The sequence below is a fragment of the Microvirga arsenatis genome, assembly GCF_009910705.1.
GTDB classification, from domain to species: domain Bacteria; phylum Pseudomonadota; class Alphaproteobacteria; order Rhizobiales; family Beijerinckiaceae; genus Microvirga; species Microvirga arsenatis.
In genome coordinates, this window is the sequence record NZ_JAAAXJ010000001.1 from 380,021 (window position 1) to 404,447 (window position 24,427).

Annotated in this window: 17 protein-coding genes; 8 read left to right on the top strand and 9 right to left on the bottom strand. The window is 63.0% G+C overall.

The annotated features are described in order from the left end of the window. Window positions 1–5 precede the first annotated feature (5 nt). The 4 genes from GR303_RS01805 to aldA form a co-directional block, all read right to left on the bottom strand. Window positions 6–1,007 (bottom strand): ABC transporter permease, encoded by a 1,002-nt coding sequence (locus GR303_RS01805; protein ID WP_161721691.1) that lies wholly within the window; start codon window positions 1,005–1,007, stop codon window positions 6–8. Continuing rightward, entirely contained in the window at window positions 1,000–2,529 is a 1,530-nt protein-coding gene (locus GR303_RS01810) for a sugar ABC transporter ATP-binding protein (RefSeq protein ID WP_161721692.1), read from the bottom strand. Before GR303_RS01810 ends, GR303_RS01805 begins: the two co-directional genes overlap by 8 nt. A gap of 69 nt (window positions 2,530–2,598) precedes the next feature. After that, window positions 2,599–3,579 carry an ABC transporter substrate-binding protein gene (locus GR303_RS01815; protein ID WP_161721693.1) on the bottom strand — a complete coding sequence of 327 codons (981 nt, stop codon included), beginning with the start codon at window positions 3,577–3,579 and terminating at the stop codon, window positions 2,599–2,601. A 75-nt stretch (window positions 3,580–3,654) separates the two neighbouring features. Next, on the bottom strand, window positions 3,655–5,127 hold the full coding sequence (gene aldA, locus GR303_RS01820) for an aldehyde dehydrogenase (protein ID WP_161721694.1): 1,473 nt from the start codon (window positions 5,125–5,127) through the stop codon (window positions 3,655–3,657). Window positions 5,128–5,506: 379 nt separating this feature from the next. Between aldA and GR303_RS01825 the strand changes: the two genes are divergently transcribed. The 8 genes from GR303_RS01825 to GR303_RS01860 all read left to right on the top strand — a co-directional run bounded on the left by GR303_RS01825 (window position 5,507) and on the right by GR303_RS01860 (window position 19,899). Next, window positions 5,507–6,238, top strand: a complete 732-nt coding sequence (locus GR303_RS01825) for an FCD domain-containing protein (protein WP_161721695.1) — start codon at window positions 5,507–5,509, stop codon at window positions 6,236–6,238. 104 nt (window positions 6,239–6,342) lie between these two features. Beyond that, entirely contained in the window at window positions 6,343–7,491 is a 1,149-nt protein-coding gene (locus GR303_RS01830; RefSeq protein WP_161721696.1) for a glycerophosphodiester phosphodiesterase, read from the top strand. A 565-nt stretch (window positions 7,492–8,056) separates the two neighbouring features. Continuing rightward, complete coding sequence (locus GR303_RS01835) at window positions 8,057–10,270, top strand: Ig-like domain-containing protein (RefSeq protein ID WP_161721697.1); 2,214 nt, start codon at window positions 8,057–8,059, stop codon at window positions 10,268–10,270. 231 nt (window positions 10,271–10,501) lie between these two features. Continuing rightward, window positions 10,502–12,076: a calcium-binding protein gene (locus GR303_RS01840; RefSeq protein ID WP_161721698.1), complete on the top strand. Its 1,575-nt coding sequence runs from the start codon at window positions 10,502–10,504 to the stop codon at window positions 12,074–12,076. A 261-nt stretch (window positions 12,077–12,337) separates the two neighbouring features. Continuing rightward, window positions 12,338–14,485, top strand: coding sequence for a UDP-forming cellulose synthase catalytic subunit (bcsA, locus tag GR303_RS01845; protein WP_161721699.1), 2,148 nt, complete (start codon window positions 12,338–12,340; stop codon window positions 14,483–14,485). Window positions 14,486–14,534: 49 nt separating this feature from the next. After that, window positions 14,535–16,955 (top strand): cellulose biosynthesis cyclic di-GMP-binding regulatory protein BcsB, encoded by a 2,421-nt coding sequence (locus GR303_RS01850; RefSeq protein ID WP_161721700.1) that lies wholly within the window; start codon window positions 14,535–14,537, stop codon window positions 16,953–16,955. A gap of 29 nt (window positions 16,956–16,984) precedes the next feature. Further along, on the top strand, window positions 16,985–18,046 hold the full coding sequence (locus tag GR303_RS01855; RefSeq protein ID WP_161721701.1) for a glycosyl hydrolase family 8: 1,062 nt from the start codon (window positions 16,985–16,987) through the stop codon (window positions 18,044–18,046). After that, a complete protein-coding gene (locus GR303_RS01860; protein WP_161721702.1) occupies window positions 18,037–19,899 on the top strand; it encodes a hypothetical protein in 1,863 nt (620 codons plus the stop codon). The genes GR303_RS01855 and GR303_RS01860 overlap by 10 nt, the downstream gene beginning before the upstream one ends. A gap of 63 nt (window positions 19,900–19,962) precedes the next feature. Here the strand turns inward: GR303_RS01860 and GR303_RS01865 are convergent, their stop codons facing one another. The 5 genes from GR303_RS01865 to GR303_RS01885 all read right to left on the bottom strand — a co-directional run bounded on the left by GR303_RS01865 (window position 19,963) and on the right by GR303_RS01885 (window position 24,400). Continuing rightward, entirely contained in the window at window positions 19,963–20,421 is a 459-nt protein-coding gene (locus GR303_RS01865; RefSeq protein ID WP_161721703.1) for a YbaK/EbsC family protein, read from the bottom strand. Window positions 20,422–20,545: 124 nt separating this feature from the next. Then, window positions 20,546–21,400 (bottom strand): oxidoreductase, encoded by an 855-nt coding sequence (locus GR303_RS01870; protein WP_161721704.1) that lies wholly within the window; start codon window positions 21,398–21,400, stop codon window positions 20,546–20,548. A 77-nt stretch (window positions 21,401–21,477) separates the two neighbouring features. Next, window positions 21,478–22,449: an isoaspartyl peptidase/L-asparaginase family protein gene (locus tag GR303_RS01875; protein WP_161721705.1), complete on the bottom strand. Its 972-nt coding sequence runs from the start codon at window positions 22,447–22,449 to the stop codon at window positions 21,478–21,480. After that, window positions 22,446–23,507, bottom strand: coding sequence for a P1 family peptidase (locus GR303_RS01880; protein WP_161721706.1), 1,062 nt, complete (start codon window positions 23,505–23,507; stop codon window positions 22,446–22,448). The genes GR303_RS01875 and GR303_RS01880 overlap by 4 nt, the downstream gene beginning before the upstream one ends. Continuing rightward, window positions 23,504–24,400, bottom strand: a complete 897-nt coding sequence (locus GR303_RS01885; RefSeq protein WP_161721707.1) for a polysaccharide deacetylase family protein — start codon at window positions 24,398–24,400, stop codon at window positions 23,504–23,506. Before GR303_RS01885 ends, GR303_RS01880 begins: the two co-directional genes overlap by 4 nt. Between the last annotated feature and the right edge of the window lie 27 nt (window positions 24,401–24,427).

Consider the following 24,427-nt stretch of genomic DNA (forward strand, 5'->3'; position numbering starts at 1 on the left):
TGCCCTCAGCGATGACTCTGGCGCTGCAGCCAGACGGCCAGAACGATGATGATGGCCTTGGCCACGAGCGCGGCGGCATCCGGGACGCCGTTAGCGAGAAGCGTGTAGCGGACGAGCTGGATGATGAGCGCGCCGACGAGGGTGCCGATCACGGTCGCCCGCCCGCCGGTGAGGAGCGTTCCTCCCACGGCGACGGCCGCGATGGCGTCGAGTTCCATGCCGAGGCCGACGAGGTTGGCGTCTGCAGCGGAGTTGCGGGCGATGACGATCAGCCCTGCGATGCCGGAGAGAAGACCGCTGATGAGATAGACCCGCTGCTTCACGGACGCGACGGGAATGCCCGCAAGGCGTGCAGCCTTTTCGTTGCCGCCAACGGCAAGGATCTGGCGGCCGAACACGGTGCGCCTGAGCATCCAGGCTGCCGCAGCCACGATGACGATCATCAGGATCGCCTGAAACGGGATGCCGAAGGCGCGCCCGAGACCGATGAACTGGAAGCTCGGCAGGTTGAAGACCTGCAGATTGCCGTTGGTGAAGACCTGCGCGATGCCTCGCCCGGCGATGAAAAGCACCAGGGTCGCAATGATCGGCTGAATCCGCAGGCGCGTCACGAGCCAGCCGTTGAACCAGCCGAGAGCGCCCGCGACAAGAACCGGCAGGACGAAGGCGAGTGCGATGCCGATGGCAGGGTGGGGCAGGGGAAAGAGCTTTCCAAGGAAGATCAGGGGCGCCAGGGCTCCGGCGATGGCCATGAGCGCGCCGACCGAGAGGTCGATTCCTCCTGTGGCGATGACGAGCGTCATCCCGACGCCGACGATCACGATGGCGCAGACCTGGGTGAGGTTGACGTTGAGCGTCTGCCAGGTTGCGAAGTTCGGTGTGATGGCGAGGTTGACTAGGATCAGGAGCGCCAGCGCGATCCAGGCACCATACTTCGTCAGCATGCTCTTGATGTCGAAGCGAGGCGCTCCTTGCGCGGGCGGGAGGGTGGTCGCCGTGTCAGCCATGGTCCGCCTCCCTCTTGCCTTCATGCCCATGCGCCATGGCAGCCATGACCGTCTGTTCGTTGATCGCCTCTCCCTTGAGTTCCGCGACCGTGCGCCCGTCCCTGAGAACGAAGATGCGGCTTGCCGCCTCCACCACCTCTTCAAGCTCCGAGGAAATCATCAGGACACCGAGGCCCTGTCCTGCCAGCTCCCGGATCAGGCTCAGGATCTCGGCCTTGGCGCCGACATCGATGCCTCGGGTGGGCTCATCAAGGATGAGCAGCTTGGGGTTCATGCAGAGCCAGCGGGCGAGCAGCACCTTCTGCTGGTTGCCGCCGGAGAGTTCACGGATGCGCTGTTCCGGCCCGGAGCAGCGGATGCCAAGGCGCCTGATGAACTGGTCGACGATTTCCCGGCTGCGCGCCTCGTCAACGATGCCGCGTCTGGCCAGCTGCGGCATGAGAGCGAGCGTCAGGTTCTCGCGCACCGACATGTCCGGAATGATGCCTTCGAGTTTCCGATCCTCGGAGCAGAAGCCCATGCCGGCCTTGATCGCGTCCGAAGGGGCGTGAACCGCATTGATGCGGCCATCGAAAGCGATGGTGCCGGCATCCGGCTTGTCGGCCCCGAAGACGGCGCGGGCCGATTCCGTCCGGCCTGCGCCAAGCAGGCCCGCCAGCCCGACGATTTCTCCCGGCCGTACATCGAAGCTGACATCGCGGACCATGCGGCCGGCAGCAAGACTGCCGACTTTCAGAACCGGCTCACGCGCGCTGCCATCGGCTTCAGCGGTATGACTCCCTTCCTGCAGCACCTGGGTCAGCTCTCGCCCAAGCATGGAGGTGACCAGGTCGAGCCGCGACAGCTGCGCCATGGAAGCCACCTGCACGGTGCGGCCGTCACGCATGATGGTGACCCGGTCGCAGACAGCATAGAGCTCGTCGAGCTTGTGGCTGACGAAGATCACCGAGACCCCCTCGGCCTTAAGCTGGCGAATGACGCCGAACAGCACCCCGACCTCGCGCTCGTCGAGAGAGGAGGTGGGCTCGTCCATGATGACGAGCTTGGCTTCGAACCCGATGGCGCGAGCGATTGCAACCATCTGCTGCACGGCGGTCGGATAGGCCATGAGCGGACGGCGCACGTCGATCTCGATGTTGAACCGAGCCAGCAGGCTTTTCGCCTCTGCGTGCATGGCCGGCCAGTCCAGGAGCCCGAAGCGGCGCTTCTCCCGCCCGAGACAGATGTTCTCGGTGACGGATCGATAGGGCACTAGGTTGATTTCCTGGTAGATCGTGCTGATGCCGGCACCCTGAGCCTCCTGGGGTGAGGAGAACTCCACCGACCTCCCGTCGAAGAGGATCTCGCCCGCATCCTTCCTGTAATAGCCGGTCAGAATCTTGATCAGCGTCGACTTGCCGGCGCCGTTCTGGCCGATCAGCGCATGGACCTCGCCTTTCTCCACCACGAGCTCGGCCGAGCGCAGGGCCGGAATGCCGGCGAAACGCTTGTCGATGCCCTGCATGGAGAGAAGCGGCGCCATGGAAGCTCCGTTCATGGATCAGGCCAGACGAAAAGGTGCTGCCCGCAATCGCGGGCAGCACTTCATCAGTCAGTATGCGTCGGCAATGAGCTGAGCCGCGTTCGACTTGTCGAAGAAGCGGTCGGTGTTCACCACCCATGGCTCGATCTGCTCGCCCTTGGCGTAGCGCATCATGGTCTCGAAGGCCTTGGGCCCGAATTTCGGGTTGCATTCCACCGTCGCGAGCATCTTGCCGTCGATGATGGCCTGCAAGGCATCGCGCGTGCCATCGATGGAGACGACGATCACATCCTTTCCGGGTTTCTTGCCGGCCGCTTCGAGGGCTGCGATCGCACCGATCGCCATTTCGTCGTTGTGCGCATAGATGGCGGTCGCGTCGGGGTGGGCCTGCAGCAGCGTCTCCGCCACCTGCCGACCCTTGTCACGGGCGAAATCGCCGGACTGCGAGGCCACGATCTTCATGCCCGGATGAGCCTTGATGTAATCCTCAAACCCTTTGCGGCGGTCATTGGCCGGCGAGGAGCCGGTGGTGCCTTCGAGCTGAATGATCTTGGCATTGCCGCCCATGGCCTTGGTGAGGGCTTCGGCAGCGCGCTTGCCTTCGTCCACGAAGTCCGAGCCGATGAAGGTGACGTAATCCTTGCCGGCTTTGGCGAGGCTCTGGTCCACGTTCCGGTCGAGCAGAATGACGGGAATGCCCGCGCGTTTGGCCGCCATGACGGCCGGGATGAGGGGCTTCTCTTCGCGGGGAGCCAGGAAGATCAGGTCGACGCCCTGGGCGATCATCGAGTTGACGTCGGCCACCTGCTTGGCTGCGGAGCCGGCCGCATCGGTATAGACCAGCTGGTGACCGAGCTTGGCGGCCTCGGCCTTCATGCTCTCCGTCTGAGCGATGCGCCACGGATTGTTCGACTCGGTCTGCGCGAAGCCGACCTTGTACTTCTCCTTCTGCTTCAGCTTGGGCAGCTCCTGCGCCGACACGCCGCCGAGGCCCAGACCAAGGGCGGCCACACCTGTTGCGAGTGCAAGAAAAGTCCTTCTCAGCATCATCTTCCTCCATCAAGGTTCTGCCCCGTTGGCGGGGTTCTTTCGGTATTGCTGCAGCTCTTTCACGGCTGCAGGCCGTCACCAGCGGACGTAAGTCGTCTGCTTCCGCAGGTATCCGTCGAAACCGTACTTGCCGTCCTCGCCGCCGAGGCCGGAATGCTTCCAGCCGGTGTGAAAGCCCTGAACGAGCTCGCCGCAGGGACGGTTGACATAGAGTTCGCCGAAGGAGAGCTCCCGCGAGAGCCGCATCACCCGGCGCAGATCGTTGGTGTAGACATAGGCCGAAAGGCCATAGCTGCTGTCGTTGGCGAAGCCCAGAGCCTGCTCGAAGCTGTCGACGGTCATCACGGGCGCAACCGGGCCAAAGATTTCCCGCTGCATGACCGATGCCTCGTTGCTGTCCACGCGCAGGACGGTGGGCTCGAACCAGTGCCCGCGGGCAAATTCGCCCTCCTTCAGGCGCCGCCCGCCCGCGAGAACCTCAGCTCCGGCCGCGATCGCATCGTTCACGATCTCCTCGACCTTGTCGACTTCGGGTCGGTTCACCTTCGGCCCCATGTCAGGGTTTGTCATGGGGTCGGCAAGGCGCATCTGCTTCACGCGGGATACGAACTTGTCGAGGAAGGGCTCCGCGATAGCCTTGTGCAGATACATGCGCTCGTTGCAGGTGCAGATCTGCCCACAATTGGTAAAGCGCGAGACGATGGCCGCTTCCACGGCCGCATCGATATCCGCGTCATCCAGAACGATGAAGGGCGCTTTGCCGCCGAGTTCGAGGCGGACGACCTTCAACTCATGAGCGCCCGCTGCGTAGATCTCGCGTCCGGCGCGGACGCTGCCCGTCATGGTGATCATGGCGCTGATGGGCGAGCGCACCAGGGCATCTCCCACACTGCGTCCGTCGCCCGTTACCACATTGAGCACGCCCTTCGGAATTCCGACTTCACGCGCCAGGCGAGCGATCTCGAGAGCCGAGAGAGGCGTGGATTCGTGCCCTTTCACCACCATGGTGTTGCCGGCTACGAGGGCAGGGCCGATCTTGCGTGCTGCGAGCGCTGCCGGATAGTTCCAGGCAGTGAGTCCGACGACCACCCCGAAGGGCACCCGGCGGATCCAGACTTCCTCGTTCTGAAAGTCCGACGGAAGAATGTCGCCTTCGATGCGGCGCGCGCTCTCGGCGGCGAAGGTCAGGAAGGTGATGACGGCATCGATCTCGCCTTCGGCCTGGTTGAGGGGCTTGCCCTGTTCCTGAACGACGATGCGGGCGAGGTGCGTCTTCTCCCGTTTTACGGCGGCGGCGAGATCGGTCACGTAGCCGGCCCGGATGATGGGCGGCAAGGCAGCCCAGGCCGGCTGAGCGCGCCTAGCCGCCTCCAGGGCATCGATCGCATCCTCCACCGTTCCGGCGGGGACGGTGGCGAAGACCGCTTCGTTCGCCGGGTTTTCGACCTCGGACCGTGCATCGGCACGGCCGTCCGTCCAGGCGCCGTCGATATACATCTGGTAGTGGGTCAGGGCCTCGCCACGACCGGACAGGATCATGCCGGTCATGGCTGTCCCCCGCACGATCCTCGGGCGGGAAGCTGCAGGCTAGAGTTCGACAGCGGGTTGCCTTGGGATGGCGTCACCAGTCTCTCCTCCCTGTACGCTCAAGCGGAGCAGTGTCAAACCAAACGCCAGTTACTGATCTATTTGGTTCGACCGAAGGGAGGATGGTCGGAGAGCACTTGCCTGTCAAGGGTCTCGAAATCAATCCCGAGCTGTCCCCTCCATTTGTTTTGAGGAGGGAAATTCGAGCCTCTTTTCCCTAAACAATTCTACAAAGATAGATTTTGGTCAGACCATATGCTACCTGTAAGAAGCTTACGGATCGTCTTTGGCTCCTTAGCCACAGAGACTCGAAGAATTAGGCGGCAAAATCGAGGTGACCATGGACCAGAGCGAAAAGCTGCATGGCCACGGGGCAATAGGGGCGCGTCGGTCGGATGCGATAGCGGCCGAGTTGGCGCAGATGATCCAAAATGGAGGCTTCCAGGAGGGTGAGCGGCTCCCGGCCGAGCGCGACCTGATGCAGCGTTATGGCGTGAGCCGTGCGGCCGTCCGGGAGGCGATCATCACTCTTGCCAATCGCGGACTCATCGAGACGCGCCTTGGACACCGTCCCATCGTGCGCAAGCCCGACTACGAGATTGCGATCGACAAGGTGGGGAATCTCGTCGGCCATCTCGTCGTGGACAGGAAAGGGGTCTGGAATCTGTTCGAGACCCGGATCTTCCTTGAGGCGGCGCTGGCACGCTGGGCGGCAAAGCACGCGAGGCGCGACCACCTTGAGGAACTCCGTGCCGCCCTCGAGACGAACCGGGAGGCGATTGGCAATTCCTCCCTGTTCGACCAGACCGACGCCGCTTTTCATGCGGTGCTCTACCGAATCCCCGGGAATCCGATCTACCCCGCCATTCACAAAGCCTATGTGGAGTGGCTGACCCAACATTGGCGCTCGATGAGGCGCGGTGCGGACATCGACCAGATGAACTATGCCGGCCACGAGGCCGTCCTCGAGGCTATTCTCGCACGCGACCCGGATTCGGCCGAGGAGGCGATGCGACGACACCTGACGGCGGCATGGGAGTTCGTGAGGTCCACCTTTCCGTCGAGCAACTGAGACGGTCTCCTTGTAGCGGCAGGCGGGTGCAGTAACATCCGGCAATGGGCAGTCATCATGGCGTCACGAAAGCGCCGCTAGAGATCCGCCCAGGAGGAAAGATCATGAACCGCTTTGCACTGCTCGCATCCGCCGCCATCATTACTTCGACGACGAGTGGGCCATCCCTGGCTCAGGAGAAGACCCTGACCGGCGCGCCGACTATCGTTGTCGCTCACCGTGGCGCCAGCGGCTATCTGCCCGAGCACACGCTCGAGGCCTACAAGATGGCGATCGACATGGGAGCGGATTACATCGAGCCCGATCTTGTGGTGACGAAGGACGGCGTGCTGATCGCCCGTCACGAGCCGATGCTGAGCGGCACCACCGACGTGGCGAACAGGCCCGAATTCGCATCCCGCAAGACGACCCGCAAGGTCGACGGCGTCGAGACCACCGACTGGTTCGCCAGCGACTTCACCCTCGCCGAGATCAAGCAACTGCGCGCCAAGCAAGCGATGGCGGATCGCGATCAGTCCAAGAACGGCCAGTTCCAGATCCCAACCCTTCAGGAGGTGATCGACCTCGCCAAGAAGGAAGGCTCGGCAAGGGGCAAGACCATCGGGATCGCCCCGGAGACCAAGCACTCCACCTTCCATGCCGCCCTGGGGCTTCCCATGGAAGACCGCCTGGTGACCGTTCTGAAGGAGGCAGGATGGGCCGATGCGTCTGCACCCGTCGTCATTCAGAGCTTCGAGGTGGCGAACCTTAAATATCTGAACACGCGTATCGACGTGCGGCTGGCACAGCTGCTGGATGCTGACGACGTGGACAAGGACGGCAACATCGTACTCGCGGCACCTTACGCCCAGCCCTATGACTTCGTGGTGGTCGGCGACAAGCGCACATACAAGGACCTGCTCACGAAGGAAGGCTTGGCCGAAGTGAAGTCCTATGCCGACATCCTGGCGCCGTGGAAGCCCTACATTCTTCCCACCAAGCAGGTCGATCAGAACAACGACGGCAAGGCCGACGACCTGAACGGCGACGGCAAGACGGACGAGCAGGATCGCGTCCTTGCAGCCCCGACGACGGTGGTGAAGGATGCGCACGCCGCGGGCCTCCAGGTGTTCACCTGGACCTTCCGCAACGAACCGAAGCGCCTGGCCTCGACCTTCAAGGGCGATCCCGCGGCGGAGTACAAGGCGTTCTACGCCCTCGGGGTGGACGGCCTCTTCAGCGACTTCCCGGACACGGCCGTCAAGGCGCGCTAGACAAGACGATGCCTTGATCCAGCATTTAAGAGGCCCGGCAGCAGGAGCGTTGCCGGGCTTTTCATTTGAACCGGGTGCGGAGCAGGAGAGGAGGCCTGTGGCAGAGCTCAAATCAAGTGACTACGAAAGCGGTTTTACGGACGTGTTACTCCCGAAGCGGCTGTCCTTACATTCTCTGTGCTGGGAAGTACTGCCTATGCGCCGTTGTGGCAGTAAGCGGAAAGAATATGGTGAAGCTGGACTTAGCAAGTCTGGGGGAACGAATCTCATAGTCCAATAACGATCAGAGCAACGTAGACGCCAACTGCATAATGAAGGCATCGAAATGACCTATGTGAAATCGATTTAAATCGATTTCGCAAAGTGCTTTTTATGCTCAAATCTGAATTTTATTACGGGTGGGATCTGTTCTTCCAAGCGGAGCGGCAGGTCCTGTTACCGGATCCTTGGCGGCTGTCGGACTTTCAGGCTGATAGCTGCCGTTGCGTTGCTGCTGAACGTTCGGGGCTGACTCGTCCTCGTAAAGAAGGGGTCGTTTGCTACGGCTCTATCCTTGGAGGATCACGTGACTACTTTCACCATCACATCTCCAACGGCCGGGGGCGCTTTGCCCTCTGGCTTCACGCAGGTTGGAGGTATCGTCCTTGACCTGATCGGATTGAATGGCGTCCGCATCGTCAGTCAGCTGTCCGCAAGCAGCCTCTTCTCCGGCACATCGTCGTCCTTGTTCACGATTGGAACCCAAACCGGCTTTACTCCTGCCGTCTTGGCCGCACTGGGAGGGGGTCTTTCGCAAGTCGCCGTTCGTATCACGTTGTTTGATGGTGACACATCTCCTGGGGATTTCGATCACAAAGACAATGTGTTGTTTCTCGATAACGTGGAGCTCGGCAACTTCAGCGATATCGAAACCCAGCAGACGACGAGCGACGGGATAACCGCTCTGCAATCTGCTCCTCCAAAGGGCTTTGAAAATAACGAGTTGAGAACCGGGTGGTTTTACTCGAACAATGCCACCGTGCTGCAGAACATATTCACGTCGCTCCAGGATGGCTCGCTTCAGTTCCGCTTCCAGGATTCCGACTCAGGTGACAACGTTCTTGATTTCACGCAGGGCGTCTCAGGCGGTCTCATCAATGTAGGACAGCCTCCTGCACCGGCTAACACGCCACCCGTCAGCGCTGCCGACGCCTATGCGACGAACGAGGACGTGGCGTTGGTGGTGGGGGCGCCGGGTGTTCTCCAGAACGATACGGATGGAGAGAACAACACCCTCACGGCCGTTCTCGTGTCAGGTCCGGCCCATGGAACGCTCGTCCTCAATGCAAACGGCTCGTTCACCTATACCCCGAATGCCAACTACAATGGATCGGACAGCTTCACCTACAAAGCCAATGACGGAACGGTGGATGGTACGCCCGTCACCGTGAACCTGACCGTCAATCCCGTGAATGACGCGCCGGTGATCGTGACCAGCACGCTCAACCCCGCTCTCGGGGCCTGTTCCACAGGCGCAGTTCTCGGACCTGATGACCTGTCCTCGACCGATGTGGACAGCTCGACACTGACCTATACGGTCGACAGCCTTCCGTCCGGCGTCTTGCTCATCAACGGTGAGATGGCGGGCGCGGGCGATACGTTCACGCAACAGGACATCAACTCAGGCCTCGTGCAGTTGCTCGGAGGCCCCAATCAGACAGGCGACAGCTTCAACTTTACTGTGCGGGACGGTGACGGCGGAGCAACATCCGGTACATTCAACGCTCCCTATGCCGCCTACGATACCGTCCAGACCGCTCCTCAATGGGGTGGCTACTGGGGCGGCAACGGCAACGACTACCAGCTCGGCACGGCCAATGCCGACAACATGTCGGGGGGGAATGGCTGCGACCTGATGGTCGGTGGCGACGGCAACGACCAGATGCACGGCCAGGAGGGCAACAACCGCCTGTTTGGGCAGGGTGGCGACGACAACCTGTCCGGCGGCGGCGGGAACGACCTGCTCGATGGCGGAGCGGGCAACGACCAACTGCATGCCAATGGTGGCCACAACTGGCTGTTCGGCGGTGGCGGTGCCGATACCATGTCGGCAGGCGAGGGCAACGACCGGATGTGGGGCGGCGGCGGCAACGATACCATCAATGCCAATGGCGGCCATAACCGCATCGATGCCGGCGGCGGCAATGACACCGTCACGGCGGGTAATGGCGACGACACCATTATCCTCGGCACCGGCAGCGATGTTGTCTACGCCAATGGCGGCAACAACAAGTTCAAGCTCGGTGGGATCGCCGGCGCCATCTCGGACGGGGACGATCAGTACACGGGCGGCTGGCAGGCCGACAAGTACGCTCTCTACCTGCATGATCGGGACGGCAACGAGGCCGGATGGGGCAATGACGTCATCAACGGCTTCCGGATCTCGGAGGGAGATCAGCTTGTGGCGTTCAACCCGGCCGCCGGTTTCTGGGACGATGAGACAAGTCTTGCGTCTCTCATCGACTCTGGCTTCGTCAGCGGGACACGCGGCACGGGTGGAAATGCGGGTGACCTGACGCTGAACTTCGGCATAGGCGCAGTCCGGTCGTCTGTGACGATGAAGTGGTTTTTCTGGGACAACGGAAGCTTCGGCACGACGAATGGCAGTTCGTCGATCTCCAATGCCCAATTGATCAGCATTCTCAAGGCAGCGGTCCAGGACGGTGGCAGCATAGCCAGCGGCTCGGATTTCCTGACCGAAGCTCACAACTATGTCAGCCGCGACTTCATGCTCGCCTGAACATCCGGCGCATCGCTGGTGAGAGCCGCAGTGCCAACTTGGGGCCTGGCCTTCGGGCCAGGCCCTTCGACGACTTGTACAAGATCCTTTCGAGGTATTCACCCAATGCCCCTTTGTTGGCGGAGTGGGTCGCCGCTCCAATAGGAAGCGAGGCTGGGGCTGCCCAGACCTGCCGATAGTTCACGGAAAACCGCCCGAACGAGGGGCTGCACGCTTTCAGGTTAGCTCCCCATGGCCGTCGTCACCTTCAACAGCAACATGCCGATGGGCCTCCGGCTTCAGGCGTTCTTCACGCCCATCGTCAGCGGCAGCCTCAGTATCAAGGGGGCAGAGAGCGCAAGCTTCAAGGTCGTCATCTATCAGTCGCCTGTCGACATTCTTTATGCAGGACCTCAGCTTTCCGAGGCCGAGGGAAGCGCCTCATACCTGCGGTTCGGGCCTCAAGACGCACCGTGGATCACCTATGGCGAACCTGATGGTCCGGTGCTGTTTTCCTACCAGGACCTCGCCAAATTCCATCAACAGGGTGCGCTGGCCGCCGCCTTCGTGATGAGCGGCAACGATCGTCTCGAAGGCTCCGACCAGGGCGACCACCTGGAGGGCTACGCTGGGGACGACCTTTTGGAGGGGGGCAGGGGAGCGGATACCCTCGATGGCGGACCCGGCAACGATATCTACAGGGTCGACACAGCGGACGACCGCATCTTCGAGGCCGCCGGGCAGGGTTATGACGTGGTTCACACGACCGCAAGCTTCGCGATGGCCCTGGATGCCGAAATCGAAGAGCTTCGCGCGGACGGTTCGGCGACATCCCTGTCGCTTACGGGCAACGGGTTTCGCAACCTGATCGTCGGCACATCGGCGCATGATCACCTCGACGGAAAGGGGAGCGCCGATACGCTTGTGGGAGGTGCGGGCAATGACCTCTACATCGTGGACGACGCCTTCGACCTGGTCGTGGATGGCGAGAACTCTGGCCATGACACGGTGATCGCCCATGCAAGCTATGCCCTGGGGGAGAACATCGAAATCCTGAAGGCCGGCGGCGGGCTCGCCAGCATCGGTCTGATCGGCAACTCCCTTTCGAACGAAATCGTCGGAAACCTGGGGGCGAACTTGATCGATGGTCTTGCCGGCCATGATGCGCTGTACGGGGATGGCGGCAGCGACAGGATTTTTGGCGGGCTTGGGGATGACGCTCTCTATGCCGGCATCGGAAACGATCTCCTCTCCGGCGGCGATGGTGCGGACCAGCTCTACGGCGACACCGGGCGGGACACCCTGGAAGGGGGTGCCGGAAGCGATCGGCTCTATGGGGGAACAGGCGACAACAGATTGGCGGGGCAGGACGGAAACGACACGCTCTATGGAAGTATGCACCTCGACATTCTCCAGGGCGGCGCCGGCAACGACCGGATCTTCGGTGACTCAGGTAACGATCATCTGGAGGGCGGAGCGGGAAAGGACATTCTCTCGGGCGGTTGGGGCAAGGACATCTTCACCTTCAGGGACCGGCTGAGCGCCACTACGAATGTCGACACCATCGCCGACTTCAACGTCAGTGACGACACGATCCGGCTTGAGAACAGCATCTTCCGCAAGCTCGGAAAGCCCGGAAAGCTCAAGCCCGACCTTTTCACGATCGGCAGCAAGGCCCAGGACGCTAACGACTACCTGATCTACAGCAAGAACAAGGGCCATCTTTCCTACGACGCCGACGGCTCGGGAACGAAGTACAAGCCGATTCTCTTCGCCAAGCTCAAGAGCGGGCTCGCATTGAGCGAAAACGACTTTTACGTCCTCTGACGCGCCGGCCTCGCCCTCGATCATCCTCAGGATTAGACTTAATTTCCGGATCGCTGAATCCGAATACCACCATGAGATGGTCAATAGTGGTAATGGCCAAGCTTTGTCGGCTTCGTCAGGAGTACCGACTCTGACTTCAAGATAAGCCTGTTCGAGGAATAGTTTCTGAGTCTCATTCCGGCATAACTTGGCCACACCTGCAGTGAATTTCACTCACATCGGAGGGGGCCAATGCTGCGATTTCTTTCGCGCGGATTGTACTTGCTGACATCGTTACTGGCGCTGTTTCTCGTTCTGCAGCCTGTTGGAACGGAAACTCAATGGGCCATCGCTATGATGTGCCTGGCGGTGATGGCGGCCATCAAGCTTCTCAACCTTCAGGGATACTGGCGCCATCTCTTCTTCACGCTCGGTGCTCTCCTCGTCCTTCGATATGTCTATTGGCGCACGACCGCGACCCTGCCGGACACGAACAATCTCATGGATTTCGTGCCCGGCATCACGATCTATGCCGCGGAGATGTTCTGCGTGGTCATGCTGGGATTGAGCCTCTTCGTCATCTCCCGTCCCATCCAGCGCCCCCGTGCGCCGCGGCTCTCTGATGTGGAGGCTCCCACGGTCGACGTGTTCGTCCCATCCTACAACGAGGATGCGGCCCTTCTCGCTATGACCCTGTCGGCCGCGAAGGCGATGGACTACCCGAGAGACAAGCTCACCGTTTACCTGCTCGACGACGGCGGAACGGACCAGAAGGTGCAATCCGCGAACCCTGCCATCGCGGATGCCGCCCTGCGGCGCCGGGAAGAATTGCAGGTGCTCTGCCGCGAGCTCGGCGTCGAGTATCTGACCCGGTCGCGAAACGTGAATGCCAAGGCGGGCAATCTCTCCAACGGGCTGCTTCATTCCAAGGGCGATCTGGTCGTCGTCTTCGATGCGGATCACGCTCCCGCCCGCGACTTCCTTGTGGAGACGGTCGGGTTCTTCACACGGGATCCCAAGCTGTTCCTGGTCCAGACGCCGCATTTCTTCATCAATCCCGATCCCGTCGAGCGAAACCTGTCGACCTTCGACCGCATGCCTTCCGAGAACGAGATGTTCTACGGCATGATCCAGAAGGGCCTCGACAAGTGGAATGCTTCCTTCTTCTGCGGCTCCGCCGCCGTTCTTCGACGCAGCGCCCTTGAGCAGGCGGGAGGCTTTGCCGGAACCTCGATCACGGAGGATTGCGAAACCGCTCTCGAGCTCCATGCCACGGGCTGGCGGAGCCTGTATGTGGACAAGCCACTGATTGCAGGACTCCAGCCCGAAACCTTCGCCGCCTTCATCGGTCAGCGCACGCGCTGGTGCACGGGCATGATGCAGATCTTTTTGACAAAGAACCCTCTGCTGAAGCGGGGCCTCACCCTGGCGCAGCGGGCTTGCTATCTGTCCAGCTGCATGTTCTGGCTGTTCCCGCTCCCGCGGATCACCTTCATCTTCGCTCCGCTCCTCTACATCTTCTTCAATCTCAAGGTTTATAACGCGACGGTCGGCGAGTTCGGGGCCTATACCTGCGCCTATCTCGCCGCCGCGATCCTGCTCCAGAGCTATGCCTATGGGCGCTTCCGCTGGCCCTGGGTGTCAGAGCTCTACGAGTACGTTCAGTCGGTTTATCTTCTGCCGGCCATTCTCAGCGTCATCAAAAATCCTCGCCGTCCCACCTTCAACGTCACTGCCAAGGGCGGATCGGCGGGCGAGGATCGTCTCTCGAGCCTGGCATGGCCGTACTTCCTGATCTTCGGTATCCTCTTCGCCGGTGCGGTCACGGTAATCTACCGGCTGCAACATGAGCCGGAATCGACGGGGATCCTCCTGATCGCGGGCCTGTGGAACCTGTTTAACCTCTTCATGGCCGGGCTGGCCCTCGGTGTCGTCTCCGAACGCCGTGAGCGTCGCCAAATGCATCGTGTGCCGACCCAGGGACGTGGAATGCTTCAGATCGACGGTATTTCGCTGACGGCGCAGATCCTCGATGTCTCACAGGGCGGCATGCTGATCCGCCTCCCCGGGACGAGCCCCCTGCGGATGCAGTCTCAGGCGCGTCTGGCGGTGGCGTCGCCCAACGGACGGGAGGTCAGCTCCGTCCTGCCGATCAGGCTTGCCAATGTGCGCTTCGAAAAGGACAGCCAACTGGTCGGCCTCGGCTTCGGCGAGTTGCAGCCCTCCCATTACCGCACGATCTCCGAGCTGATGTTCGGCGATCTGCGGCTGCTGCGCAACGCACGCATGGCCCGACAGCGCACAAGGAGCATCCTGGCCGCCACGGCCGAAGTGATGGCATGGGGCTTGGGCCATACTTTCCGCGGGGTGAGCTTTGCTCTCTTCCGGCGGGGAGGGACTGCCGAAACGCCTGCCGCCCAGGGCTCGTAATCCATCGCATCCGCCTTTCCCTGCTTCTCCTCAGTCTCAGGAGCATTCCATGCGCTCTCTTACGGCGATCACCATCCTCATGTCGCTTGCTGCCACCAACGCCGGAGCCCTGGATGCTCCGCGTGCTCCCGGAGCGGCGAGCATTGCCTCTCTCACGCCTGTCGCTCCTGAATGGAGCCGACCGCTCCCTGTCTCTGCGGAGGACACCCGCTTGATCGGCGAGGCCGCGACCCGGGAATTTCCCATCTTCCTGACAGCGGGCGAGGCGGCCCGCATGGCTAAACTTCAGCTCGCCTACCGCAATGCGATTTCGGTGATGCCGGAGACCTTCAGGCTCACGGTCAGGATCAACGACGTTATCGTCGGCGAGACTGCGATCCAGAACGCCAACCAGACGGAGACCTTGAGCCTGAACGTGCCGGTCGGCGTTCTGCAGGCGGGCTTCAACTCCGTTCGCGTGAGCGTCCGCCAGAGCCATCGCGTGGATTGCTCCGTCAATTCCACCTACGAGCTTTGGACCCAGCTGATGCCGGAGCAGAGCGTTCTGTCCTTCGCCGGGGCCTCGGGCGAGATCCGCGGCCTGCAGGACATCGCTGCGGTCAATCTCGGCCGGGATGGAACAATCCCCATTCGGGTGAGGACGCCGAGCAATCGCGAGCCTGTCGAGATGAGCCGCGCTGCTCGGGCCGTACAGGCTGCCGTGATGCTCGGCCATTTCACCTATCCCCGGGTGGAGCTTGCATGGGAGGCGAAGAACGAGCCTGGCCTAGACGTGATCGTCGGCACGGCCTCCGAAATCGCTCGCGCCATGGGCCTGAAGGTTCCTGGGATCGGTCCGCGCCACCACCTGCAGCACGACGTGCAGAACGGCAGCGTGACCCTGATCGTGACCGGCGATACCGAAGCGGAGCTGGACGCAGCCCTGGATACCCTTTTGCAGCAGGCAAAGGAGGTTGCGCCTCAGGGCTCGGCCGCTGGGATCCGCGCCCTGAAGAATGCAAGCGGCTGGCAGGTCGAGGGGGGCGAGACCATCACCCTCGCAGATCTCGGCGGCGAGTCCGAACCGTTCCGCGGACGTCTTCACCGCCAGACCGTCCGCATCCAAATGCCGTCGGATCTCTTGGCGGCGGACTACGACCGCGTCGTTGTGTCCACCGATGCCGTCTATGCCGCCGGCCTCCTACCCACGAGCAAGATGATCATCCGGGTGAACGGCGCCGCGATTGCGGATGCACCTCTGGCGAATGCCGCGGGCGACGTTCTCGGCAAGCGGTCCTTCTTTCTGCCGATCAGCACGTTCAAGCCGGGACTGAACACGATCGACTTCGAAGCGGACACCCGAACGGCGGCCGATGCGAAATGCTCGCTTGAGGCCCTGGTCGATCAGCGCGAGCGCTTCCTTCTCTCCGGCACGACCGAGATCTCGATCCCCAGCCTGGGCCGGGTCGGGGCCCTGCCCAACATCTCGTCGGTCATTCCCGGCGGTCTGGCGCGGCTCTCCCGCTCCGCGGACCTCACCGTCTTCGTGCCAAAGGCGCGCCCCGAGGCTGTGGAGACCGCATTGACGGCGCTGGCCAAGATGGCAAGCGTGTCCCGCGACGAGACCAAGGTCCGATTCGCCTTCGACATGGTACCGGCGGGGACGCCTCATGTGCTCGCTCTCGGTGCTTATGACGACATGCCTGAGGCGACCCTCAAGGCTGCCGGCCTCGATCCGGAGAAGCTGCGGCGGATCTGGCGCCATCCCGCCACGCGGGCGCCGGCCGTCGCCGCGACGATGCCTCGCGTGCAGGTCGCGTCGGTCGGAGAGGTCGTCGAACTGGCCCCGAACGGCCCCGGCGGCAGGGTGAATGTCGACAGCACCGGAAGCCTCACGCTCGCCGCGTCGCCCGGTGCACCGTTGCAATCCTCCAAGCTGCTCAAGGTTTTCGACAATGAGAACACTGGCTGGTTGCAGGATCACGTGAAGTCGGCATTCGCATCGGTCACGAAGCTGGTGTCCGGATCGGTGAGCCACGCGAGCCTTCTGGAAACAGGGCGCCGGGAGGACCTGCCGCTCACCGAGGCGAGCACTCTCGTGGTTGCCCAGGGCGCGAGGACGGAAGGACTCGGAGAAGGATGGCAGGGCAAGCTGCTCCCGAGGGTCAGCTCAACGACCGTGTTCGTCGCGGCTAGCGCCGAACATCTGTCCCATGCCGTGACCGAGATCCTCTCTGGATCGCTCTGGCAGCAATTCGTCGGGGACGCGGCCGTCTATTCTGCCAACAACCGTTCGGTCAGCACCCGTGTCTCGGAGCATATCCTGCTCGTGCCCACGGAAGCATGGAGCCTTCAGAACATCCGCCTGATCGCTGCCGGATGGCTGTCCCGCAACATCCCTATCTACCTCGGAGTTCTCCTCGGCCTCTTCGTCATCATGACCGCATTCATGCAATGGGCCCTGCGCTCCTCGGGGGTACGCGAGTCATGATGGTGAAACGGGCTGGAATGGGTCTTGCGATGCTCATCTCAGCGGTTGCGATCCCGGTGGGAGCGATGGGAGCCGGTCTCGGGTCCGAGAAGATGCAGGCGCCAGGGATTGGGCTTGCCTCCAATTGGCTCGAGACTGCGTGGAGCGCCTATAAAAAGCGCTTCGTCCGGGGCGGGCGCGTCGTCGACGACGTGAACCGGATCAGCCACAGCGAAGGGCAGGGTTATGCCATGCTCATCGCCGTCAGGGCCGGAGACCGTGCCGCTTTCGACGAGATCTGGCAATGGACGAAGCGGGAGCTCTACATCGATGCCAGCGGCCTTGCAGCCTGGAAATGGGATGAACGCTCCGCCCCGAAGGTAACCGACAGGAACAATGCATCCGATGGAGACATCCTCATCGCCTGGGCTCTGGCCGAAGCCTCGGACCGGTGGGGAACGCTGGAGCATCGCGAAGCTGCTCGGGACATCGTGCGCGCCATCGGGCAGGGCAATGTCGTCTCTACTCCGGCCGGGCCTGCGCTCCTTCCTGGGCGGGTCGGCTTTTCGCCGGAGGATCACGCCGATGGCCAGGTCCTCAACCTGTCCTACTGGGTCTTCCCAGCTTTCGAACGGCTCAAGCGGCTCGATCCCACAGTGGACTGGACCGCGCTCCAGGCAACGGGGCTGAAGCTGCTGCGTGAGGGCCGGTTCGGGCCGCTTCGCCTCCCGGCGGACTGGATCGCCATCGGCTCCGGCCCTCCGGCTCCTGCCAAGGCCTTCCCGCCGCGGTTCAGCTACAACGCGATCCGCATCCCGCTCTATCTCGTGTGGGCGAAGCTCACCGCACCCGAACTCCTGCGCCCATTCGCGGGTCTCTGGAACGACGAGCTGAACCTCGGACCCTTCGAGGTCGAGCTGTCATCGGGCAGCGCACTTCAGACCTTCGGCGGCAACGGCTTCAAGGCCGTGGTGGCCGCGGCGAAATGCGCGCTGCACCAGGAAAAGCTGCATCCCTCCCTGCGGCGGGTCGAAGCCGACACCTACTACTCGACCACCCTTCACATCCTGTCATTGATCGCTCTTCAGGAAAGGTATCCGGAATGTCTATGAATCGCATGGCCCTTCTCCTCGGCTGCATCGGCTCGACGGTTCTCATCGCGTCGGGGGCTCTCTCGGCAGGCAAACCGGGCCAGCAGCCGGGACTGCTGCTGAGCCAGCCCGACAATGCGGCATCCGAAGCCCCCTTCGACCTCAAAGCACCGCTGCCGGACAACACAGGCGCGAAGAGCACTTCTACGGGCGGGCTTCTGATGTCGGGTCCGAACCCGAACCCAGCGCCGCTTTCACAGCCCCTGGCACGCCCGGCAAGGGACGCTTCCGCGAAGGTGGATGAAAGCGCGCTGCGCTTCTACGCCTCCCAGAACGACTCGGCGCGCGTGGCCATGGAGATCAAACGGATCAAGGCGCTCAACCCGTCCTGGGAACCGCCGAGCGACCTGTTCAGCGAAGCCGGCGATCCTGCCGTCGAGCAGAAACTGTGGGATCTCTTCGGCGAAGGGCGCTACGACGAGATCAGGATCGCCGTGGAGAACATCCGGAAGGCGGATCCGAACTGGCGCCCCTCCGAGAAGCTCGTGCGGGAGTTCGATCGGGCACAGGTTCGCCTGCAGTTGATCGCCGCCTCGGATGCGAAGGATGCTCATGGCGTTCTCGCCATAGCGGAGGCTCAGCCCGCCATGCTGGTGTGCGCGGATGTCGATGCCATGTGGCGCGTGGCAGAGGCTCTCATCCAGACGAGCCAGGAGGATCGGGCGCAGGAGCTCTACAAGTATATCCTGACCCGGTGCCCTGATCCGGCGGAGCGCCTTGCAACCGTGCAGAAGGCCATGGAGCTGCTGCCCGTTCCTGCGGTGAAAGCGCTCATGGCTGCCGCTCGCTACCGCAACGATAACGGCAAGGCGCTCGAAACCGCGCAGCTCGATCTGATGCGCCGCCAGATCGGCGCTGTTGCGTCGGATCCTGCGGCGGCGCCCGTGCCGCCTGCGGATCTCAAGAGCTTCGAAAGCCTCGTCAAGCAGAAGAGGATGTCCAACGACGCAGACCTGCTCGGCTGGCACTACTACTCCCTGAAGTCCTGGTCGACGGCGGCGGAGTGGTTCAAGCTGGCGATGGGATGGGACAGGCTGCCCAAATCTGCTGAAGGCTATGCGCTTGCGCTGCGCCAGCAGGGCCAGCTCGCAGAGGCCGAAGCCCTCGCTTATGAATGGCGCAACGCCTCGCCGCTGATCGCCAAGCTCTTCGTCGAGATCGTCGCGACGGCGCTCACCCAGCCGAACCCAGCCCCCTTCGACGAGGCGCGGCTTGCGCGGATGGAGGAGATGGTCTCATCGACGAAGTCGGCGAACGGAGGTCAGGCGCTCGGCTGGTACTACTACAACAAGAACAGCTTCCCCAAGGCGCGCCAGTGGTTCGAGGCGTCAGTCACCTGGGAGGCGAAGGAAACGAACGTTCTCGGCCTCGCCCTGGCGGCGCACCGGATCAACGATCGTGCCCTGTTCCGAAAGACGGTCACTGATTTCGGCAAGCAATATGCGGCCGTGGCCGCTCTGCAGGCTTACGACAAGCCGCAGGGTGGAACCGGGAAAGGCGGAGCCCCCCGGCGCAGCGGAGGCGGCGGAGGCGGAGGCTCGTCGCAGGCGAGCCAACTCGCCAATGCCGCCGTGGAGCAGTTCAAGAACGGGCATTACCGGGAGGCTCTCGCGACCCTGGACAGGAGGGCAGGCGTTGCCAGGGAGGACCAGGGCCTCGGAGTGCTGCGCGGCTGGGCGCTCTACCATCTGAACCAGTACGACAAGGCGCGCGAAAAGTTCGCCGAACTCGACCGGAAGCAATCCACCCGCGATACCCAGTATGGCCTCTATTATACCGGAGCCGCCCTGGATCCGGCCCATATCGGCGACTGACCGCAGCTTCAGCCGCTCACCTGCACCGGGCTCCACCCCGGTGCAGGTTCCGCGCTCCGAAATCTACTGGCAGACGTCCACCCACTCGGCTGCAACCAGATCGGCCATGCGCTGCGGGTCGATGCGCAGAGCCGTATGGATGGCACCTGCGGCGGGAACCACCTCGTCAAAGGATTTCAGGGAGATGTCGCAATAGACGGGCAGGGGCGTTGCCAAGCCGAAAGGGCAGACGCCTCCCACAGGATGCCCGGTCAGCGCCTGGACCTCCTCCGCATTCAGCATGGAAGCCTTGCCGCCAAAGGCGGCTTTGACCTTGCGGTTGTCGAGCCGCGCGGTCCCGCTCGTCACCACCAGAAAGCTTTTGTCGCCGACCCGGAGGGACAGGGTCTTGGCGATTCTCTCAGGCCCGACGCCATGAGCCTCCGCCGCTTGGGCTACGGTGGCGGTGCTGACATCCATCTCGATGATCTCGATATCCGGTGCATTCTGGGCCAGGAAGGCGCGGACGGACTCAAGGCTCATGGCCGAGTGACTCCTTTGGGTGCGGATCAGGGAAGATGAACCGGTGAGGACGACGGCGATTCATTGCCATGAAACGTAACCGTCTCACAAGGGACGCGATCCTGGCATGTGAGCGAATCGTGTCCTAGCGCTCGTTCTCCGGGTAGTCCGCTCCACGGCTCGTCTCGGCCCATGCCTCGATTTCCGTGAGGGTCTCCTTCAGCTTGTTCCGGATGCCCTCCAGGGCGATCGAGCCCAGAACGAGGTGCTTGGGCGGGCTCTCCGCCTCAACGGCCTTGATGATCGCCGCAGCGGCCCGTACGGGATCGCCGGGTTGCTTGCCGCTGTAGCCAGCCGTCGCCTCCAGTCTTGCACCGACCGTCTCACGATAATCGTCGATTTGGGGATGCCGCTGGTGGAGCGAGCGGCCAGCCCAATCGGTGCGGAACGGCCCGGGTTCGACGCAGGTGACCTTGATCCCGAGCGGCGCAACCTCCCTGGACAAGGAGTCGGACAGACCCTCGACCGCATGCTTGGTGGCGGCATAATAGCCGGAGCCTTCATAGCCGATGAAGCCCGCCTGAGAGGAGATGTTGACGATATGCCCGCGCCGGCGCGCTCTCATGCCGGGGAGAACGGCGCGGGTCATGGCGGCGAGACCGAACACGTTCGTCTCGAACTGCGCCCGTATCTCCGCGTCGTCTCCTTCCTCGATGGAGGTCTGGTAGCCATATCCGGCATTGTTCACCAGCACGTCGATGGCGCCGAACCGCCTCTCGGTCTGCTGAACGGCCGCCGCGATCTCGTCCTGCCTCGTGACATCGAGTGAGAGCGCGAGCACTCTGTCCTCGTAACCATTCGCTAGGTCTTGCACGCGCCCCGCATCGCGGGCCGTCACAACCGCGCGCCATCCCCGCTCCAGCACCAGGCGCGCAAGTTCCCGACCAAAGCCCGTGGAGCAGCCGGTGATGAACCAGACGGGATTCTCATTGAGCGGCATGGGAGGCTCCTGTGTCATGCATGGGGAAGGCGGGGCATATAGGGCATGGGCCGTTGCCGAATAGCCCGTGCCCTCCCTTACGGGCGCTCGAAATCGGCAAGCGGCTCCTCGTAGATCGCGGTCAGGAGCCGTCCATCTCCCCGGACCACGCCGCGATACATGCCTGAGCAGTTGAAGGGCAGGGACACGTTGCCCAACCGGTCGACGGCGATGATGCCGCCAGAGCCGCCGGCGGGGGCCAGCATGTCCATCACCACGGCCCGCGATGCCTCCTCCAGGGACTGGCCCGCATGACGCATGCGGGAGGCGATCTCGTGCGCCGCAGCGTAGCGAATGAAGATCTCCCCATGGCCCGTGGCCGAGACGGCGCAGGTTTCGTTGTCCGCCCAGGTGCCGGCGCCGATGACGGGACTGTCGCCGACCCGGCCCGGGCTTTTTGCCGTCATGCCGCCGGTGGAGGTGGCAGCCGCCAGGTTGCCGTGCCGGTCGAGAGCCACCGCGCCGACGGTGCCGTGCCTGCGCGATTCGTCCTGATCGTCCGTGCCGCTCTTCTGCATGGCGAGGGTTTCCTGAAGCGCCTGCCACCGTTGCTCGGTGTAGAAATAGGCGGGTTCCTCGAAGGCGAGCCCGCGCTTGCGGCAGAACGCCATTGCGCTCTCGCCGATCAGCAGGACATGGCCGGAATGCTCCATCACGGCCCGTGCCGCCAGAACGGGATTGCGCGGGCCGCAGATTCCCGCGACCGCTCCTGCTGCCCGGTCTCGGCCGTCCATCACCGCCGCATCCATCTCCTGCTTACCGGCAGAGGTATAGACTGCGCCGCGGCCGGCGTTGAACAGAGGCTCGTCCTCCAGCACCATGACGGCCGCCGAGACTGCATCGAGCGCGCTGCCGCCATCGGCCAGAACCGCGCGCCCTGCATCGAGGGAGCGGCGCAGCCCGGCATGGTAAGCCGCCTCCCGCTCAGCCGTCATCTTGTTGCGCAGGATCGTGCCTGCGCCGCCATGAATTGCCAGGGCGAAGTCGTTGCCGGATGAGATGCTGGTCATGATGTCACGGGTCCGATGGGATAAAGGGAGTCGAGCATGGCAGGACGGTGGTGGCCGTCGCGGCCTTCCATGGAGCCTGCCGCGACGAGGGCATCGAGAACAGCCTCCTGCGTGGCGTCGGCCATCGCCTCGAAAAGCTGGTCGATTCGGTTCTCGTTCAGAATGCGGCAACCGACCAGGGCCGCTGTCGCGTCGTGGGAGAGGATGGTGCCGGTGGTGAAGCCCAGGGCGATATCGCCGCTGCCATGGCCCCAGAACGACCCGAGACGTGCGAGTCCGACACCGGAGCGGCGGATAACCCGCTTGAGCTGGCGGTCGCTGAGCGGAATGTCCGTGGCGGCGATGACGATGATCGACCCCTTTTCCGTATCCTTGCGATCTGCCGGGCTTTCCGGCCCTGCGATCAACCTGCCGTCCGGCAGCCGAAGATCGCCGGGTCGCCCGAAATTGGAGAGAACAAGCACGCCGAGGTGATAGTTTCCTCCATCCAGGTCGATGCGGCGGGAGGAGGTTCCGATGCCGCCCTTGAAGCCGAATGTGCTCATGCCGCATCCGGCACCGGCAGAGCCGACGTCGAATTGCGGCGATGCGCTGTCGATGGCAGCCCTGGCATCGGCTTCCGTGACGGCGAGGGCCTGGATGTCGTTCAGGTAGCCGTCGTTGCACTCGAACACGAGCGGGTTCGCCGTCGCGGTCCTGCGGCCGATGTCGGGATTATGCTCGACGGCATGGCGCACCAGGGCGGTGCAGCAGGTGCCCACGGACAAGGTATTGGTGAGGAGAATGGGTGTCTCGATGGTGCCAAGTTCCTCCACCTGCACCAGACCCGCACTCTTGCCGAAGCCGTTGAGGACATGAACGGCCGCGACGGGTTTCTTTCGGTAGAGGTTTCCCGCATGGGGGATCACTGCGGTAACCCCTGTCCGGATATTTCGTGCAATGAGGGTTCTGTGCCCGACGCGCACGCCGGGCACGTCCGTGATGCCGTTGAGCGCGCCTGTCGGCAGATCGCCGCAGGCAAGACCGGCATCGCGAGCGCGGGCAGGGTGCTCGCTCACGGGCACTCTGCCTTCACGAAAGCTGCGATTTCCGCATGGGTGGCGATCCACACATCCGAGCGCTGGGTGATCTCCTCGAGGAGCTTTTCCAGGATCCAGATGCGCGAGCGGTAGCCGGTGACGTGCGGGTGCATGGTGAGGAGGAACAGGCCTCCCTCCTCGTAGGCCCGCTCGAACTCCCGCAGGAAGATGTCGAAGACGGCCGTGGGCGGGGTATACGGTCGCAGCCCGTTGAAACGGTGCATGTTGAAATAGACCGCATCGTCGCGGATCCACTCCACCGGGAGTTCGACGATGCCGGTGGGCTCGCCGTGCTCGAGCAGCTCGTAGGGATCGTCGTCGGCCATGAGCGATGAATCGTAGAGAAGGCCGAGCTCCCGCTCGATGCGCAAGGTGCTCGGGCTGAAGTCCCAGGAGGGTGTGCGCAGGCCGACCGGCCGCACGCCCGTGACGCGCTCCAGCGTATCGGCTGCGCGGAACATGAGGTCGCGCTCGACCTCGTAGGGGAGTTGGCTGTTGAGCTCATGGATCCAGCCATGAATCCCGATCTCATGCCCCTCGGAAACGACCCGGCGCTGTTCGTCCTCGTAGAGCAGGGCGGCGACGGCCGGCACGAAGAACGTCGCCTTCGCGTCGTGCTTGGCGAGGGCGTTCAGGATCCGCGGCACGCCCTGACGGTTGCCATACTGGCCCTGGGACATGCGCCCGATGGACTTGCCGCCATCGCGCAGCTCGTTGGTCTCGTGATCCGAGTCGAAGGAGAGGGCGACGGCACAGCGCGCGCCGTTCTTCCATTTCTGCGGCTTCATGGAGCGACCGGCGCGCACATGATCTACCTTGCTGCGCCAGATCTGCTCGCTCCATGCCCAGGGCTGGGTGCTCATATCGTCCATCGTACTTCAAATCCTTATCTGCGATAC